We start from the raw sequence: 15,421 nt of genomic DNA, 5'->3' as shown, positions 1-15,421 counted from the left end.
CGTCCGCGGGGCGCTCGACGCGGGGTGTTTGACAGGCAGGGTGTTTGACAAGCGGGGCGCTCGACAAGCAGGAGGTTTCACGTGGAACAACAGCCGGCCACATCGCGCGATGTGCGGATCCACGACGTGCTCCAGGTGGTGACCCGCGAGGGCACGATCGCGGTGAAGGAGCTGGCCGACGAGCTCGGCGTCTCCCCGATGACCGTCTACCGCGACGTCGCCGCGCTGGAGACCTCCGGACTGATCCAGCGCTCCCACGGACGCGTCACGGCCGCTCCGTTCTCGATGGCCGAGGCCTCGTCGCTGATGCGGATGGGCACCGAGCTCGACGCCAAGCAACGCATCGCCGACGCGGCCCTGCCGTTGTTGGCGCCCGGTTCGACGATTGCGATGGACGATTCGACCACCTGCCGGCACCTGTTCCCGGGGCTGGGGGAGCTGGCGCCGCTCACCGTGGTGACGAACGCCCGGTTCATCGCCGATGCCGTGCGGGACAGCGCCGAGCTTGAGCTGATCACCCTCGGTGGCAGCTACCTGCGCTGGGCCGACGCCTATGCCGGCCCGATGACCGAGGCGATGATCGACCAGGTCAGCCCCGATGTGTGCATCATGTCCACCACCGCGGTGACCGGTGGGGTCTGCTCGCATCCCGACGAGGCGATGGCCGCGGTGAAGGGGCGTCTCATGCGCGCCGCCCGCCAGCGCATCCTGCTGGTTGACCGCACCAAGTTCAGCCGCAATGCCCTGCACAGGTTCCTGCCCCTGTCCGAGGTGGACGTCGTGATCACCGAGAAGTCGCTCGACCCCGCGCACCTGGCGACGCTGCACGATCAGGTGGAGCGGGTGATCACGGTCTAGGTGCCGGCGCCCGCTGCGTCATGTGGGACAGAGGGTCGTGCGGGTTAGAGGAGATAGGGGCGGATAAAGCACCGTAGTCGGTGCTTTATCCGCCCCTATCTTCCGGTGGTGCCCGTGTGGACGAGTTGGCGCGGACACGATCCGGCCCCTGAGTGGGCAGTTGTGCGGGAATGACGCCGCACAGGTGTCCAGCTAGTGGGGTTTCGGGTGCTGGTGGGGGAGTGTGGCCCGGGCTGGTTGTGTGACCGCAGCGTCCGTTGGGCGGCGTCCTGGTCGTGAAGTGGGCAGTTGTGCGGGAATGACGCCGCACAGGTGTCCAGCTAGTGGGGTTTCGGGTGCGGGTGGGTGTTGAAGCCGGTTGCGGGTGTGTGGATGCCGGCGCGGGTGGGGGAGTGTGGCCGCAGCGTCCGTTGGGCGGCGTCCTGGTCGTGAAGTGGGCAGTTGTGCGGGAATGACGCCGCACAGGTGTCCAGCTAGTGGGGTTTCGGGTGCGGGCGGGGTTTTGAAACCGGTTGCGGGTGGAGGAGCGCGGCCCTGGCACGGAGCGTGGATCCCGGCGCTGGCACGGCGTCCCCAGGACATCCAACCGTCCCGGGACCGGCGATTCCGGACCCATGGCACCGGCGGCCTACGCTGGTCGCCGTGACTTCTTCCCCCCGTGCGACCAGCCGATCGGCGACGTCCCCTCCCGCGCCGGACGCCGAGGGACAGCCCGTTGCGGGAACCCGCTCGGGTGCCGCCGGGTCACCGGCACAGCGCACCGTGCTGGGTGCCGCCGGACGCCTCGACATGGCGCTGGGTCGCCTGGCCAAGGGCCCGGCCGATCCGACGCACCGACGCGTCGGCGCGCAGCACTGGTGGCGCGCAACCCGCACGCCCGATGGCCCCGCGCTGCTGGAATTGTTCGACCACCACGCCGACGTCGTCACGCGCGCCTGGGGAGAGGGCGCCGACTGGGCACTCGACCAGGTGCCACGGCTGCTCGGTGAGCAGGACGATCCGAGCGGCTTCGCCGCGCTGGCGGCCGACTGCGACCTCCTGCGCCGCGCCCACCACGACCACCCGCAGTGGCGGATCGGCGCCACCGACAACCTCACCGAGGCCCTCGCCCCCGCCGTGATCGAGCAGAAGGTCACCGGCCCCGAGGCCTTCGGGGGCCTGCGCTCACTGCTCGCCAAGTACGCCACTCCCGCCCCGGGTCCCGCCGCCACGCCCGACGGCCCCGCCCACGGCATGGTGGTGCCGCCCACCGCCGAGCAGTGGGCCCACATTCCCAGCTTCGAGTTCACCCGCGCTGGCGTCGACGGACGCCGAGCCGCCGCCCTGGTGCGCGCGATGCGACGCGTCCCCAGCCTGGAGAGAGCCCTGGGGCGCGCCACTGACGGTGCGGAGCGCTCCCGCCTGCTGCAGACGCAGCCCGGCATCGGCCCCTGGACCGCCGCCAAGGTGCTGCAATGGGCCTACGGCGACCCCGACGCCTGGAGCATCGGCGACTACCACGCGCCCGCACTGATCTCACTGGCACTCACCGGGCAGAAGGGCGACGACGCCTTCGCCGACGAGGCGCTCGCGCCCTATGCCGGCCACCGCTACCGGGTGGAACTGCTCGTCACCCCGCTGGTGGCCCATGCCGCCCGACGCGGTGCCCGCCGCACCCTGCCCAGCCACGTTCCCGGCGTCGGGGTCAACCGGCGCCGCAGCTGGCGGCGGTAATGGCGTCGGGCATGGAGTCCCCCGAGACAGAGCGCAAGGCGTCCGATAAGCCAGCCCACAAGACCGGGCGCGTGCCCACCCGGCTGCGCCTGGCCCGGCTCGGCGTGCTGCTCATCTTCTTCGTCAACGGCGCCACCTTCGCGTCGCTGGTGCCGCGCTACCCCGAGATCATCGAGCGGCTGCATGTCAGCAACACGCTGTGGGGGCTGGCGCTGGGCATCGGGCCCATCGGCGGCATCGCGCTCGGCTGGCTGGCCGCCCCACTGATGCGTCGCTACCGCTCACGCAATGTCGCCGCGCTCGCCCAGATCGCCTCCAGCGGTGCGCTGGTGATCCTGGCGCTCGCCGGAAGCATCGAGTGGGTGTTCGTCGCCATGTTCGCGATGAGTGCCTTCGACGCGGTCACCGACACCTCGATGAACTACCACGGCCTGCGGGTGCAACGCCTCTACCGCCGCTCCATCTTCAACTCCTTCCACGGCTGGTGGTGCATCGGCGCGGTGGTCGGCGGCTTCCTCGGATCGGCCGCGGCCGGCGCCGCGATGGCCGTGCCCACCCAGACCTATGTGACGGTGGGCGTGCTGCTGTGCTGCGTGGGGGCCAGCTGGGCCATGATGCTGCCCGGCGAGGACCGCGAGCAGGTCGCGGGCACCGAGGTTGCCACCGGACGCGCCTGGCTGCGTCCGCGCACCCTGGCCGTGCTCGTCGGCCTGGGCCTGCTCGGCGCGCTGGCCGGCGGCATCGAACTGGGTGGCAGCGCCTGGTCGCCGCTCTACATGACCGACCAGTTCGCCGCCACGCCCTTCGTCGCCGGCCTCGGCTTCGTGGCGCTGATGGTCTTCGAAACCCTGGGCCGCCTCACCGGCGACGTGATCGTTGACCGGCTGGGCCTGGTGAGGACCGTGATCTGGGGTGCCGTGGTCTGTCTGGCGGGCATGGCGCTCGCCCTTGCCGTGCCGACGCCGGTCACCGCGCTCATCGGCTTCGGCGCCTCGGGCTGGGGTATCGCCACCATGATTCCCAACGCCATGAACGCCGCCGACGGCCTGCCGGGCGTCCCCGCCGGCGTCGGGCTGACGATCACCACCTGGGTGATGCGGGTGGGCTTCGTGCTGTTCCCGATCGTGATCGGTGCGCTGGGCGACGCCGTGAGCCTGCGGCTGGCGCTACTGGTGATCCCCCTGAGCGCCGTGCTCATCATGGCCCTGTCGCCGCTGCTGCGCCCGCGGCCCGCGCCGCAGGCAGCGGCCACCGGCTGAGCGCCCGGGCGTGCCCGCCGAGCCGGACTCAATGGTCCATCTGGGCCACGACCTCCGGCGGTGCCGCCGGAAGCCGCACGGTGAACATGGCGCCGCCGCCGGGGGCATTGTCGGCGTGCACCCAGCCGCCGTGCGCCTTCACCGTGTGCGCCACGATGGACAGGCCCAGCCCGGTGCCGGGGGTGTTGCGGGCCTTGTTCGAGCGGTAGAAGCGGTCGAAGATGTGCGGCAGGTCGTCCTGGGCGATACCGGGACCCTCGTCGGACACGGTGAGCGTGTCGCCGGCCAGGTGCACATGCACCGTGCCGCCGCGCGGCGAGAACTTCACCGCATTGTCGAGCAGGTTCGTCACGGCGCGTTCCAGGGTGTCGGGCTCGCCCACCACGTAGAACGGCTCCAGCGAGACATCGAAGTTGAGGCTGCTGCCGCGTCGCTTGGCGCGGGTGATCGCCGACTCCACCACCTCGGCGAAGTCCAGCGGCTCGGGGCTGGGCAGCACCACGTCGTCGCGGCTCAGCTGCACCAGGTCGCCCACCAGCGAGGTGAACTCACCCAGCTGGGCGGCCACGTCGCCCAGGATCTCGGCACGTGCACCCTCGGGCAGCATGCCGCTCTTCTCGTCGGCCACCAGCAGCTCGACGTTCGTGCGCATCGACGTCAGGGGTGTACGCAGCTCATGGCTGGCGTCGGCAATCAGGTATTTCTGGCGGTTCCGGCTGGACGCCAGCGAATGCATCATCGTGTCGAAGGCCCGTGACAGGTCGCCCAGTTCGTCGGCACGCGTCGAGCCGATCGGCACCAGTTCGTCGGTCTCGGTCACGTGCGCCACCGCGTCCGACAGCTGGCGCAGCGGCTGCATCACCCGGCGTCCGATCGTGTAGCCCACCGCCGCGGCGATGATCGTGAAGCCGATGCCCAGCCACAACAGGATGGCGCGCAACTGGTCGAGGGTGTCGACCAGCGGTTCGAGGGGACGCGCCAACACCAGCGCATAGGAACTGTTGTCCTTGGCCTCCATCGGCACGGCGACGAGCCGATAGCGCTGACCGTCGGGGCCCAGGGACACGGTGCGCGTCGACTTGCCGAACTTCATACGCGCCACCGCCACCTCGGGGGCGTCGGGCTGGATGCTCACCTTCTCGCCCTGCACGCGCACGATGGAACGGTCGGACTTCACCAGCACGATGTTCACATTCGCGGCCTGCAACGACGAGCTGTTCAGCCCGCCCATGCCGGTGACGTCCGACGCGATGGGGGTGACCATGTAGCCCGCGAGGCTCACCAGCTCATCGTCGACCTGGCCGTACAACGAGCGGCTTGTGGACACATAGGCGATCATGCCCACAACGGCCACGGCCAACGCCACCACCGCCGCGGTCATGGCCGCAAAGCGCTGTTGCAGGGTGCGGGGTTCGCCGTTCCTGCCCAGCACTGCCCGCCGCAGGGGCCGGATCACGGTGCAGTTTCACGCAATACATAGCCCACACCGCGCACGGTGTGGATCAACCTGGGCTCACCCTCCTGCTCGGTCTTGCGACGCAGGTAGCCGATGTAGACCTCCAGCGAATTGGCGGTGGCCGGGAAATCGAAGCCCCACACCTCATTGAGCAGCCAGCTGCGGTCGAGCACCTTGCCGGGATGCTCCATGAAGGTCTGCAGCAGCGCGAACTCGGTGCGCGTCAGGCTGATCCGGCGTCCGCCCCGGGTGACCTCGCGGGTCTGCGGGTCGAGCGTCATGTCGGCGAAGCTGAGCACCTCATTGGCCTGCTGCGACTCGGGACGCGAGCGGCGGGTGAGCGCCCGCAGCCGGGCGAGCAGCTCCTCGAGGCTGAACGGCTTGACCATGTAGTCGTCGGCCCCGGCGTCCAGGCCATCGACGCGATCTCCCACCGCGTCGCGGGCCGTCAACACCAGGATGGGCACGTCATTGCCGTTGGCGCGCAGCATCTTGGTGGTCTCCAAGCCATCCAGGCGCGGCATCATCACGTCCATCGCCACGGCGTCGGGGTGCAGGTTCGACAGCTTCGCGAGCGCCTCGAGCCCGTCCTCGGCGGTCTCCACCTCGTAGCCGCTGTAGTGCAGTGAACGCGCCAGCGAATCGCGCACCGCCTGATCATCGTCAACAACCAGGATCTGCATCGCCATGCTGTCTCATTTCTCGTTCGTCGGCGGTTCGGATTCTGTTCCGGGGCTTGCCGTGTCGGCGGACACGTCCGCGCCGGTGGACGCAGCGCTATCAGAGGACGCAGTGTCTTCAGGGGAGGCAGTGTCGCCTGTGGACCCAGCGTCCGATGTGGATTCAGTGTCGTCCTCAACGACCGGCTGCGCCTGCGGACCCTGGGTGCGACGCACGCGCACCTCGTGGCCCTCGTTGTTGAGCCAGTGCACCGCGCCCGATCCGACCACGTCGGAGCGTCCCGAGGCGACGTCGACCACCAGCGCGGTGTCCTCGTCGATCGCGATGGCGCTGGAGATGTCATGGTCGAGCAGCGCGGAGATGGCGCGTTCCAGCAGGTGTTGCGAGTCGATGTGCACGTCCACGGCACTGCCGATCAGGCCCAGCCCGTCGCGCACCACGATCTCGGTGCTGCCGTCGCCGGCGATCTCGGGGCCCACTGCGCGTCCGTGCGACTGCCAGCCACCCACGATCGCGTGCTTGGCCACGATCTGGGCGCCGGCACTGAAGCCCATATAGGGCACGCCGCCACGCACGATGCGCACGATCTCGTCGCGAAGCGGCGTCAGCGCGTCCAGGTAACCCGGTGCCCAGCCGCCGGCAACCACCAGGCCGCCGAGCTGCTCGGGATCGGTGGGCCACTCGACGGTGCCCTCGTCCTCGTCGATCAGCCAGATCGGTTCGATCTGTGCCTCGGGCCAGCGCTGCCTGATCGGGTCGGCGTACATCCCCACTGATGCGCCGGCCTGCTCGGGCGCGCCCAGGATTGCCAGCGCAATGCGGGGTCCGCGGCCACGGGCCTGCTCGACGAAGCTGTCATAAATCGGCCCCGTCGCCTGAGACGGGCCGCCACCCACCAGGAAGAGAGTCATGGCGTCAGCCTACTCAGCGCCGCCCCCGAAGGCCTCCCTCACCCGCGGATCCCACTTATCGACGCAGCGAGGCGGCGTCATCCAGGATGGCGGGCATCGCCGCCTCGATCACCTTCAGCGTGAACTCGAAGTCGGACATATCGCCGTACCAGGGATCGGGCAGGCCGTCGGCGTGGTCGCCGGGCACGAAGTCGGTGATCAGCGCCAGCCGGTCGCCGGGGGCGCCCATCGACGCCAGGTCGTCCAGGTGCGAGCGCTCCATGCCGATGATCAGGCCGGAGCCGAGCTCGGCATCGGTCACCAGGTGGGCCCGGTGATCGCCCACCGGATAGCCGTGGGCGCTCAGGCATTTCGCAGCACGCGGGTCGAGGGGATTGCCGCGCTCCCAATCGCTCACGCCGGCGGAATCGATGCGCAGCCCCAGCGCCCGGTCAGCGGCCTGTGCGCGGGCCACCTGCTCGGCCATCGTGGAGCGACAGATATTGCCCAGGCAGACGAACAGCAGGTCGAACGCGCTCAATTCCGGCCCCCGTAGTTGTCGCGGTTGCCGCCGAGCAGCATCGCCACCACCGACACGATGAGCGCGCCGACGAAGGCCGAGCCCCAGCCGGCCACATGCCAGCCGACGCCCATGGCACCGCACAGCCAGCTGGCGAACATCAGCACCGCCGCATTGATCACCCACAGGAAGAGCCCCAGCGTGATCACCACGAAACAGCTGCTGACAAGGGTCAACACCGGCTTGACGAAGGCGTTCAGCAGGCCGATCACAATGGCCACGATCGCCAGGGTCAGGGCGCGCTGCCCCGTGGTGTCGTTGCCGATGAAGCTGATTCCGGGCAGCAGCCAGGTGGCAACGCCCACCGCCGCCGCATTCACCACTGTGCGCCAGAGCATGCCCCCAGCCTGCCGTGCCGGGCGCCCGGCAATCAAGGCTGCGGCACCCGCGGCGTCCCCCAATCGACCCCCGGGCGATCGCCGGGCGTGGGGGTGGTGCCCGATAGTCTGGAGACCAGTTCGTCAACGGAGGATCACATGGCGGTAGATCTGTCGGGTCGCAACTTCCTGAAGGAAGCCGATTTCACCCCGGAGCAGTGGGCCGAGTTCCTGCGCCTGGCCGCCGAGCTGAAGGCGGCGAAGAAGTCGGGCACCGAGCGTCCCACGATGGTGGGCAAGAACATCGCCCTGATCTTTGAGAAGACGTCCACGCGCACGCGCTGTTCCTTCGAGGTGGGCGCCCACGACCAGGGTGCCCACGTGACCTACCTCGACCCGTCGGGTTCGCAGCTGGGGCACAAGGAGTCGGTGGAGGACACCGCCCGCGTACTGGGACGCATGTTCGACGGCATCGAATACCGCGGCTTCGGCCAGAGCCGCGTGCAGACGCTGGCCGACTACGCCGGGGTGCCGGTGTGGAACGGGCTCACCGATGAATGGCATCCCACCCAGATGCTGGCCGACCAGCTCACCATGACCGAACGGTCCACCAAGCCGCTGCGCGAGGTGTCGGTGGCCTACGTGGGCGATGCGCGCTTCAACGAGGGCAATTCGCACCTGGTGTCGGGCGCGCTGTCCGGCATGGACATGCGCATCATCGCGCCCAAGGAGCTGCAGAACAGTGCCGAGGTGATCGCCACCGCCAACGAGATCGCCGCGACGACCGGCGCGCGGCTCACCGTCACCGACGATCCGAATGCGGTGGAGGGCGTCGACTTCGTCTCCACCGACGTGTGGGTGTCGATGGGCGAGCCGAAGGAGGCCTGGGCCGAGCGCATCGACCTGCTCAGGCCCTATCAGGTGAACTCCGCCCTGCTGGCTCGCACCGGCAATCCGAAGGTCCAGGTGCTGCACTGCCTGCCCGCCTACCACAACCTGGGCACCGCGATCGGCCGCGAGATCTACGAGCTCACCGGCATGGACGACCTGGAGATCACCGACGACGTCTTCGAGGCGAACGCCGACGTGATCTTCGACGAGGCCGAGAACCGGATGCACACCATCAAGGCCGTGATGGTCGCGACGTTGGGGGAGCGGGGCTGAGCCATGGCGAAGGGATTCACCCGCGCCGAGCTGCAGGCCTTTCGTCACCAGACGGTGCCCGACCTGTTGCCGGAGCCGTTGCGCCTGCTGTTCGTGGGCATCAACCCGAGCCTGTGGAGTGCCGGGGTGGGCGTCCACTTCGCCCATCCGGGCAACCGCTTCTATCCGGCGCTGGCTGCGGCCGGCATCACCTCACACGTGATCGACGCCTCCCACGGGTACCCGCCCGAGGGGCTGTCGGAGCTGGAGCGTGGCGGTGTCGGCATCTCGAACCTGGCGCGCGAGGCCACGACGAAGGCCGATGAGCTGGACAACCAGCAGTTCGTTGACGGGCTGGCGCGCATCCGTGAGATGGTGCGTCGCTATCACCCGAAGGTGGTGGCCTTCCTGGGCATCGGTGCCTACCGGGTGGCCACCGGGGACCGGCATGCCAAGGTCGGTGAACAGGCGCTGCGCCTTGATTGGGGCGACGGCACCGGGAGCAGCGCCCACGTCTTTGCGCTGCCCAACCCCAGCGGGCTGAACGCCCACGAAACCGTGGAGTCGCTGGGCCGTGACTATCGGGAGGCCGCCGAGGCCGCGGGCGTGCCGCTGTTCCACTGAAGACGGGTACCGCCCGAGCGTCACCCTCGACGAGTTCTGGCCCTACTGGATCATCGTTCCGGGCTGTGGCGGTTCGCGAGTGGGCCGTCCAAACGCCGCCGATTCGTACCGCGCCGAGGTCTCGCCTGGGCGACATCCGTACTACCCGCGGTACCCCGCGGGCGTTGGCGTCACTGCCTTGGTAACTGGGCTCTTTCCTCATCATGTGGGTCGTGCTAGCTGTACTTCCCCGTGACGTTGTGAACGCGGGCTGAGGGAGTCTGGCCGCCGATCCCGGTGTGGGGTCTGTGGTGATTGTAGTGATGGAGCCAGGTCTCGTAGGCTGCGGCGCGCTCGGCTTCGCTGGCGTAGGGCTTCGCGTAGGCCCACTCGACGGCGAGGGTTCGGTTGAACCGCTCGACCTTGCCGTTGGTCTGCGGCCGGTATGGCCGGGTCCACTTGTGCTTCACCTCGTCGCCGAGCGCGTCAGCGAAGGCGCCTGACCGGTAGCAGGAACCGTTGTCGGTCATCACCGCGGTGACTGTGACGCCCAGGCCTGCGAAGAACGCGTTCGCGCGGGTCCAGAACCCCGCTGCGGTCTCTTTGCGCTCGTCGTCAAGGATCTCTGAGTACGCGATCCGGGAGTGGTCGTCCACGGCGTGGTGCAGATACCGGTAGCCGCGAGAGCCGGCTGCCCCGGCACGGGCTGCCTTGTCGCGGGCCACTCCCGCGTGACGGTCCTGCATGGATCCGCGACCGTGGGCACGCCACCCGCCGCCGTCGGGGATCCGGCCTTGTTTCTTGATATCTACGTGCACGAGCTGGCCCGGCGCGGCGACCTCGTACCGTTTCGGCTTCGGGCGGCGAACCGGCAGCCCGGTGGCCTGGTCGATGTTGATCAGCTTCGGCATCTTGTATCGGGCGAGCACCCGACCGACCGTGGAACGGTGCAACCGCAGGTGATACGCGATCCGGTGCGGACCCCACCGGCGAGTGAACCGCAACGCGACGATCCGATGCTCCGTCTTACGCGAAAGCCGGTTCGGTGACGAGGTGGGCCTCGAACTACGGTCGATCAACGGCAGCCCTGCCCGGTACCTGTCGGCCCACCGCTTCACCGTCGCGGGCGAGCACTGGAACCGTTCCGCCGCCCGCCGCAACGACCAGCCCTGTTCCACGACGAGAACAGCAAGACGACGACGCCCTTCCGGTGTCAAGGGTGCGTTAGCGTGAGTCACGAAGACCTCCGTGGTCAGGAGAGTGAGTGTGGTAACCCACATCCTGCCCGGAGGTCTTCGCTACCTCACCCGTTCACAACCTCCCGGGGAAGTACAGCTAGCGTGCCATATGTCAAAGGGTATAAACGTTTCTACGCACAAACATCTACTCCGAGAAGGTGAGCCATGAGCTCGAACCATGCATCCGCCGACATCCTGGCGACCAGGCAGGCCACCCTGGCTGATCCCCTGACGCTGCCCTCGGGTGCCGTGATCAAGAATCGCATCCTCAAGGGCGCCATGAACGAGGCCCTGGGCGATCGCGGTGCGCACCCAACCGAGCCGCTCGTGAACCTCTATCGGCATTGGGCGAGCGGCGGCACCGGGCTGTTGCTCACTGGAAATGTGATGGTCGATCCGCGGCAATTGGGCGAGCCCGGCAATGTCGCCGTCGAGGACGAGACGGATATGGACATGCTGCGCCAGTGGGCGCAGGCCGGTACCGAGAATGGTGCGGCCCTGTGGATGCAGATCAACCATCCCGGCAAGCAGTCGCCCCGCACCATCAACCAGCATCCGGTAGCTCCCAGTGCCATCGGATTCGGTGGCAAGTACGAACGCTTCTTCTCCATGCCCCGCGAGCTGTCCCGTGGCGAAATTGAAGCGATTGTCGGTCGGTTCGCACGCACCGCAGTCATCGCGAGGGACGCCGGATTCACCGGAGTGGAGATTCACGGAGCTCACGGGTACCTGGTGAACCAGTTCCTGTCACCACTCGACAACCACCGGACGGACGAGTACGGGGGTTCACTGGAAAACCGGCTCTTCACAGATGAGGGTGTAGCTGTGGTGCGACCTGGGGCGGCGCGTCGGTGTCGGGGTGAGGGTCGAGGTCTTCCGATGATGGGAGTTCTCACACAACCCGTCCGGAAGACCTCGACGTGCCTGACGCTACCTTCACGCGCCCTGACCTGACTACCTTCACCCGCCTCGACGGCCTCGGTCTGGAGGTCACCGGCCAGCTGCTCGAGCCTGACCGGTCCGTGCTGGCGTGCCGGGTCGTGGAGCCGGACGACTGGTGCAGGCGGTGCGGCTGCCAGGGCGTGCCCCGTGACACGGTGAGCAGGGAGTTGGCGCACGAGCCGTTCGGGTGGCGCCCTACCACGCTGGTGCTCACCGTGCGCCGCTACCGCTGCAAGGAGTGCTCGCACGTGTGGCGTCAGGACACCACCGCTGCGGCGCCGCCGCGGGCCAAGATCTCCCGCGCCGGCCTGCGGTGGGGTCTGGTCGGGATCGTCGTCGGCCACCTGTCGATGGCCCGAGTTGCCGAAGGACTGGGCGTGGCGTGGAACACCGCCAACGACGCGGTCCTGGCTGAGGGCCGGCGTCTGCTCATCGAGGACCCGACCCGCCTGGACGGTGTCAAGGTCGTCGGGGTCGATGAGCACGTGTGGCGGCACACCCGGCGCGGTGACAAGTACGTCACCGTGATCATCGACCTCACCCCGGTCCGGGACGGCACCGGGCCCTCACGCCTGCTGGACGTGGTCGAAGGTCGGTCGAAGAAGGCGTTCAAGGACTGGCTGGCCGAGCGGGACCAGGCTTGGCGCGATGGGATCGAGGTCGTGGCCATGGATGGGTTCGCGGGCTTCAAGACCGCCACCACCGAGGAGCTGCCGGACGCCGTCACGGTTATGGATCCCTTCCACGTCATCCGGTTGGCCGGGGACGCTCTCGATGAGTGCCGCCGCCGAGTCCAGCAGGAACTGCACGGACACCGCGGACGCAAGGGCGACCCGCTCTACACCGCGCGGCGGACCCTGCACACCGGGGCTGACCTGCTCACCGACCGCCAGCACGAGCGCCTTGACAAGCTCTTCGCTGGGGACCGGCACGTGCACGTCGAGTGCACCTGGGGGATCTACCAGCGCATGATCTCCGCCTACCGTCACCCCGACCGGGCAGCCGGCCGCGTCGAGATGAGCTCCGTGATCGACGCCCTCGCCGAGGGTGTGCCTGAGGCGTTGGTAGAACTGCGCAAGCTCGGCCGCACCCTGACAAGACGCGCCTGCGACGTCCTGGCCTACTTCGACCGGCCGCGCACGAGCAACGGACCTACCGAAGCCGTGAACGGTCGCCTCGAGCACCTGCGTGGCCTGGCCCTCGGCTTCCGCAACCTCACCAACTACATCGCCCGCGCACTCCTCGAAGCCGGCGGATTCAGACCACACCTACACCCTCATCTGGGAAGAGCCCGATCACGATTCGCTTGTCGTCGGGGCTGGTGTAGCCGTTGAGTCCGGCCCCGAGCTGGTTGTGCTCGATGGCCCAGCCCTGGCCGGTGAGCCAGTCGGTCACGGCCTCGGCGATGCCAGCGGGGTCGTCGCCGCTGAGCTGGTGGGCGTCAGCGGGGTTTTCGGGGATCGGCTCGGCTCCTTCGATAGGGTCAGTCTGGGCGAGGTCGAAGACGGACACGGGGAAGAATCGCGTGCGGCGTGAGCGCCCCGAGCGAGGCCGTCCGTCAGTGTTCTCTGGCAGGACCGGGGGTGGTCGCGTCCTTGGCTGTGTCGTCGGGGTCGGCATTCTGTCGGATCTCTCGGCCCTTCTCGATGTCCTGCCGCTCCTTCTCGGCGGCCTTGTCGCTCTTGCGGGTGTCGCGCGAAGGTAGCTGGATGTCCTCCTCGGCGGCGATGCCCGCCTGCAGCTGGCGACCTCGCTCGAGCTCAGCATCGAACTCCGCGCCGAACAGCAGCGCGAGGTTCGCGATCCACAGCCAGAGCAGGAAGATGATGACGCCCGCGAGCGAGCCGTAGGTGCGGTCGTAGTTGGAGAAGTTTCCGACGTAGAACCCGAAGGCTGCGGTGGCGAGTGCGAGCACGATGATTGCTAGCAGGGCGCCCATGCTGATCCACCGGAATTTTGGCTGCTTCGCGTTTGGGGTGGCGTAGTAGAGGATGGCGACGACCAACACCGCGATGAATATGAGCAACGGCCACTTGGCGATGGACCAGATCGTCTGGGGTACGTCGCCAATGCCGAGGGCGTCGCCGATCGCTTTGGTGACGTCGCCGGAGACGACAAGAATGATCGCGGCGATGACGAGCAGCACGATGGTGATGACGGTGACCAGCAGCTGGGCGGGCTTCAGCTTCCAGAACGGCCGCCCCTCCTCGATCTCGTAGATCCGGTTCATCGCACGGCTGAACGCTCCCACGTATCCGGATGCTGACCAGATGGCCAGCAGGATGCCGGTGATGAGGGCGAACCCGGCACCCGGGGACTCGGCGATCTGCTCGATCGGTCCGCGGATTGTGTCGACCGTGTCGCCGGGAGCGACCTGCTCGATGATTCCCAGCACCGCGTCGCTGGCGGCTTTTCCCTGCCCGACGACACCCAGTAGCGAGAAGATTGCAATCAGGCACGGGAAGAGCGACAGCACCGCGTAATACGTCAGGGAGGCGGCGATGTCGGTGCACTGGTCCGAGGAAAACTCGCGAATCGTCTTCCGCAGTACGTATTTCCAGGACCTCTTGTGCAGATCGTCTGGGGAATCGGGCTTGCCTGATGCTTCGGGGTCTGGGGCGTTGCGCGGGGTGGAGGGGGCTGTGCTGGTCATTGCAGGCTCCTTCGTGAAGGGGCGGGCCCGTCGTGTGACGGGCCCGCCCGATTCGTGCGGGTTCAGCTGTCGGAGATGTTATCGCGAGCGTGCTGAGCCTGGTCTTTCACGTCGCTGGCCGCGCCCTGGGCTTCGTCCTTGACTGTGGCGACGGAGTCCTGTGCCGACGACTTCACGGATTCGACCGACGCCTGCAGAGGCTCCTTCAGATGCTCGCCGATTTCTTTCGCAGCATCGGTGACCTCGTCAACCAGCGGCTGCGCCTGCTCCTTCACGGTTGCAGCGAGGTCCTTCTCCTTCGATGACGCGGGGATCAGCGACGCCGCGAGCAGGCCGGCACCGAACGCGATCAGTCCGACCGCCAGCGGGTTCCCTTCTGCTTTGGCGACCGCGCGGTCCTTCAGATCTCCGGCGTGAGAGCCCGCATCCGTCAGCGACGAGCCGGCGTCATCCGCTGCGCCCATCACACGCTCCCGGACGGAGGTGAAGGCGCCACGGACCTTGTCGACCTGTCGGTCCACGATCTTCGACGGGGAGACCTCATCGGCCAGGGCGTCCACGTCCCTGCCGAGGTCGTGGCGGGTCCGCTCGATGTCGGCGCGGATCTCGTCGGGTGAATCGCTCATCGGTTCTCCTCATTTCTCTTCAGCGTTTCGGGGATCTCTTTCAGGGTGTCCACGGTCTGCGGGACGCCCTTCACTTGCTTGATCTGGCTGCGCCCGACCAGGAACAGGATCAGGGCAATGAGTGCCCACAGGACCGCGACGACAACGCCGGGCATCACGGCGATGTCCTTCTACGCTGGGGCTATGACGTCCTACCGCAGCGCAGTCGAGCCGGTCACATCCTCGGTGGCTCGTCTCATGGATGAGATCTTGGCCGACCTTGACGACAATCAGGGCGGGATTGGCTGGTGGCGAGGATACGTGGGCTGGCAAGTCTCAGCGGAACTGGGGGAGTATCTACTGTCTGCTTGCGGCGGTGTGTCGGAAGCCTTGATCAAAGCCTCGCTGGCCATCCAGGAGTATAGAGAAAGCTTGAAGCGCCCTGAGTTTGTTGGAGACTCCTGACCTTGGAAACGAGGATGG

General features: G+C 67.9%; 18 protein-coding genes. 8 read left to right on the top strand and 10 right to left on the bottom strand.

Going from position 1 to position 15,421, the window contains the following annotated elements; translation table 11 throughout:
• Positions 1-81: 81 nt before the first annotated feature.
• The 3 genes from RM25_RS10835 to RM25_RS10825 all read left to right on the top strand — a co-directional run bounded on the left by RM25_RS10835 (position 82) and on the right by RM25_RS10825 (position 3,830).
• On the top strand, positions 82-858 hold the full coding sequence (locus RM25_RS10835; RefSeq protein ID WP_044636461.1) for a DeoR/GlpR family DNA-binding transcription regulator: 777 nt from the start codon (positions 82-84) through the stop codon (positions 856-858).
• Between the two features lie 642 nt (positions 859-1,500).
• Positions 1,501-2,571 (top strand): DNA-3-methyladenine glycosylase family protein, encoded by a 1,071-nt coding sequence (locus tag RM25_RS10830; RefSeq protein ID WP_144406071.1) that lies wholly within the window; start codon positions 1,501-1,503, stop codon positions 2,569-2,571.
• 11 nt (positions 2,572-2,582) lie between these two features.
• Positions 2,583-3,830 carry an MFS transporter gene (locus tag RM25_RS10825; RefSeq protein WP_044636902.1) on the top strand — a complete coding sequence of 416 codons (1,248 nt, stop codon included), beginning with the start codon at positions 2,583-2,585 and terminating at the stop codon, positions 3,828-3,830.
• A gap of 28 nt (positions 3,831-3,858) precedes the next feature.
• Here the strand turns inward: RM25_RS10825 and RM25_RS10820 are convergent, their stop codons facing one another.
• The 5 genes from RM25_RS10820 to RM25_RS10800 form a co-directional block, all read right to left on the bottom strand.
• Positions 3,859-5,211: a sensor histidine kinase gene (locus tag RM25_RS10820; protein ID WP_044636901.1), complete on the bottom strand. Its 1,353-nt coding sequence runs from the start codon at positions 5,209-5,211 to the stop codon at positions 3,859-3,861.
• A gap of 71 nt (positions 5,212-5,282) precedes the next feature.
• Positions 5,283-5,969 carry a response regulator transcription factor gene (locus tag RM25_RS10815; protein WP_275451357.1) on the bottom strand — a complete coding sequence of 229 codons (687 nt, stop codon included), beginning with the start codon at positions 5,967-5,969 and terminating at the stop codon, positions 5,283-5,285.
• 12 nt (positions 5,970-5,981) lie between these two features.
• Positions 5,982-6,878, bottom strand: coding sequence for a type 1 glutamine amidotransferase family protein (locus RM25_RS10810; RefSeq protein WP_138427834.1), 897 nt, complete (start codon positions 6,876-6,878; stop codon positions 5,982-5,984).
• Positions 6,879-6,933: 55 nt separating this feature from the next.
• Positions 6,934-7,398, bottom strand: a complete 465-nt coding sequence (locus RM25_RS10805) for a low molecular weight protein-tyrosine-phosphatase (protein WP_013160011.1) — start codon at positions 7,396-7,398, stop codon at positions 6,934-6,936.
• Positions 7,395-7,775 carry a phage holin family protein gene (locus tag RM25_RS10800; RefSeq protein WP_036940614.1) on the bottom strand — a complete coding sequence of 127 codons (381 nt, stop codon included), beginning with the start codon at positions 7,773-7,775 and terminating at the stop codon, positions 7,395-7,397. The genes RM25_RS10805 and RM25_RS10800 overlap by 4 nt, the downstream gene beginning before the upstream one ends.
• 138 nt (positions 7,776-7,913) lie before the next feature.
• Here RM25_RS10800 and argF point away from each other — a divergent pair, with 138 nt between their 5' ends.
• On the top strand, positions 7,914-8,918 hold the full coding sequence (gene argF / locus RM25_RS10795; protein ID WP_044636458.1) for an ornithine carbamoyltransferase: 1,005 nt from the start codon (positions 7,914-7,916) through the stop codon (positions 8,916-8,918).
• Positions 8,919-8,921: 3 nt separating this feature from the next.
• Entirely contained in the window at positions 8,922-9,521 is a 600-nt protein-coding gene (locus RM25_RS10790) for a mismatch-specific DNA-glycosylase (RefSeq protein WP_013160014.1), read from the top strand.
• Between the two features lie 215 nt (positions 9,522-9,736).
• On the opposite strand, the gene RM25_RS10785 is transcribed toward RM25_RS10790, so the two are convergent.
• Positions 9,737-10,738 carry an IS481-like element ISPfr17 family transposase gene (locus tag RM25_RS10785; protein ID WP_044636672.1) on the bottom strand — a complete coding sequence of 334 codons (1,002 nt, stop codon included), beginning with the start codon at positions 10,736-10,738 and terminating at the stop codon, positions 9,737-9,739.
• 165 nt (positions 10,739-10,903) lie between these two features.
• On the opposite strand from RM25_RS10785, the gene RM25_RS10780 reads away from it, so the two are divergent.
• Together RM25_RS10780 and RM25_RS10775 are read left to right on the top strand one after the other, a co-directional pair.
• On the top strand, positions 10,904-11,692 hold the full coding sequence (locus tag RM25_RS10780) for an oxidoreductase (RefSeq protein WP_013160015.1): 789 nt from the start codon (positions 10,904-10,906) through the stop codon (positions 11,690-11,692).
• Positions 11,659-13,014 (top strand): ISL3 family transposase, encoded by a 1,356-nt coding sequence (locus tag RM25_RS10775; protein ID WP_044636457.1) that lies wholly within the window; start codon positions 11,659-11,661, stop codon positions 13,012-13,014. The genes RM25_RS10780 and RM25_RS10775 overlap by 34 nt, the downstream gene beginning before the upstream one ends.
• On the opposite strand, the gene RM25_RS12645 is transcribed toward RM25_RS10775, so the two are convergent.
• The 4 genes from RM25_RS12645 to RM25_RS12450 all read right to left on the bottom strand — a co-directional run bounded on the left by RM25_RS12645 (position 12,938) and on the right by RM25_RS12450 (position 15,114).
• Positions 12,938-13,192 (bottom strand): hypothetical protein, encoded by a 255-nt coding sequence (locus RM25_RS12645; RefSeq protein ID WP_036943364.1) that lies wholly within the window; start codon positions 13,190-13,192, stop codon positions 12,938-12,940. The two genes, RM25_RS10775 and RM25_RS12645, sit on opposite strands and share 77 nt — an antisense overlap.
• A 46-nt stretch (positions 13,193-13,238) precedes the next feature.
• A complete protein-coding gene (locus tag RM25_RS10765; protein WP_013160018.1) occupies positions 13,239-14,333 on the bottom strand; it encodes a YihY/virulence factor BrkB family protein in 1,095 nt (364 codons plus the stop codon).
• 62 nt (positions 14,334-14,395) lie between these two features.
• A complete protein-coding gene (locus RM25_RS10760; RefSeq protein WP_013160019.1) occupies positions 14,396-14,959 on the bottom strand; it encodes a DUF3618 domain-containing protein in 564 nt (187 codons plus the stop codon).
• Positions 14,956-15,114 carry a phage holin family protein gene (locus tag RM25_RS12450; protein ID WP_196485067.1) on the bottom strand — a complete coding sequence of 53 codons (159 nt, stop codon included), beginning with the start codon at positions 15,112-15,114 and terminating at the stop codon, positions 14,956-14,958. The genes RM25_RS10760 and RM25_RS12450 overlap by 4 nt, the downstream gene beginning before the upstream one ends.
• Positions 15,115-15,142: 28 nt before the next feature.
• Between RM25_RS12450 and RM25_RS10755 the strand changes: the two genes are divergently transcribed.
• Positions 15,143-15,403 carry a hypothetical protein gene (locus RM25_RS10755; protein ID WP_257009032.1) on the top strand — a complete coding sequence of 87 codons (261 nt, stop codon included), beginning with the start codon at positions 15,143-15,145 and terminating at the stop codon, positions 15,401-15,403.
• The last annotated feature ends 18 nt before the right edge of the window (positions 15,404-15,421 follow it).

Origin of the sequence: Propionibacterium freudenreichii subsp. freudenreichii, assembly GCF_000940845.1 — a bacterium.
GTDB lineage: Bacteria > Actinomycetota > Actinomycetes > Propionibacteriales > Propionibacteriaceae > Propionibacterium > Propionibacterium freudenreichii.
Note: the sequence above shows the minus strand (reverse complement) of the source record. Positions and strands in the feature narration are given on the sequence as shown.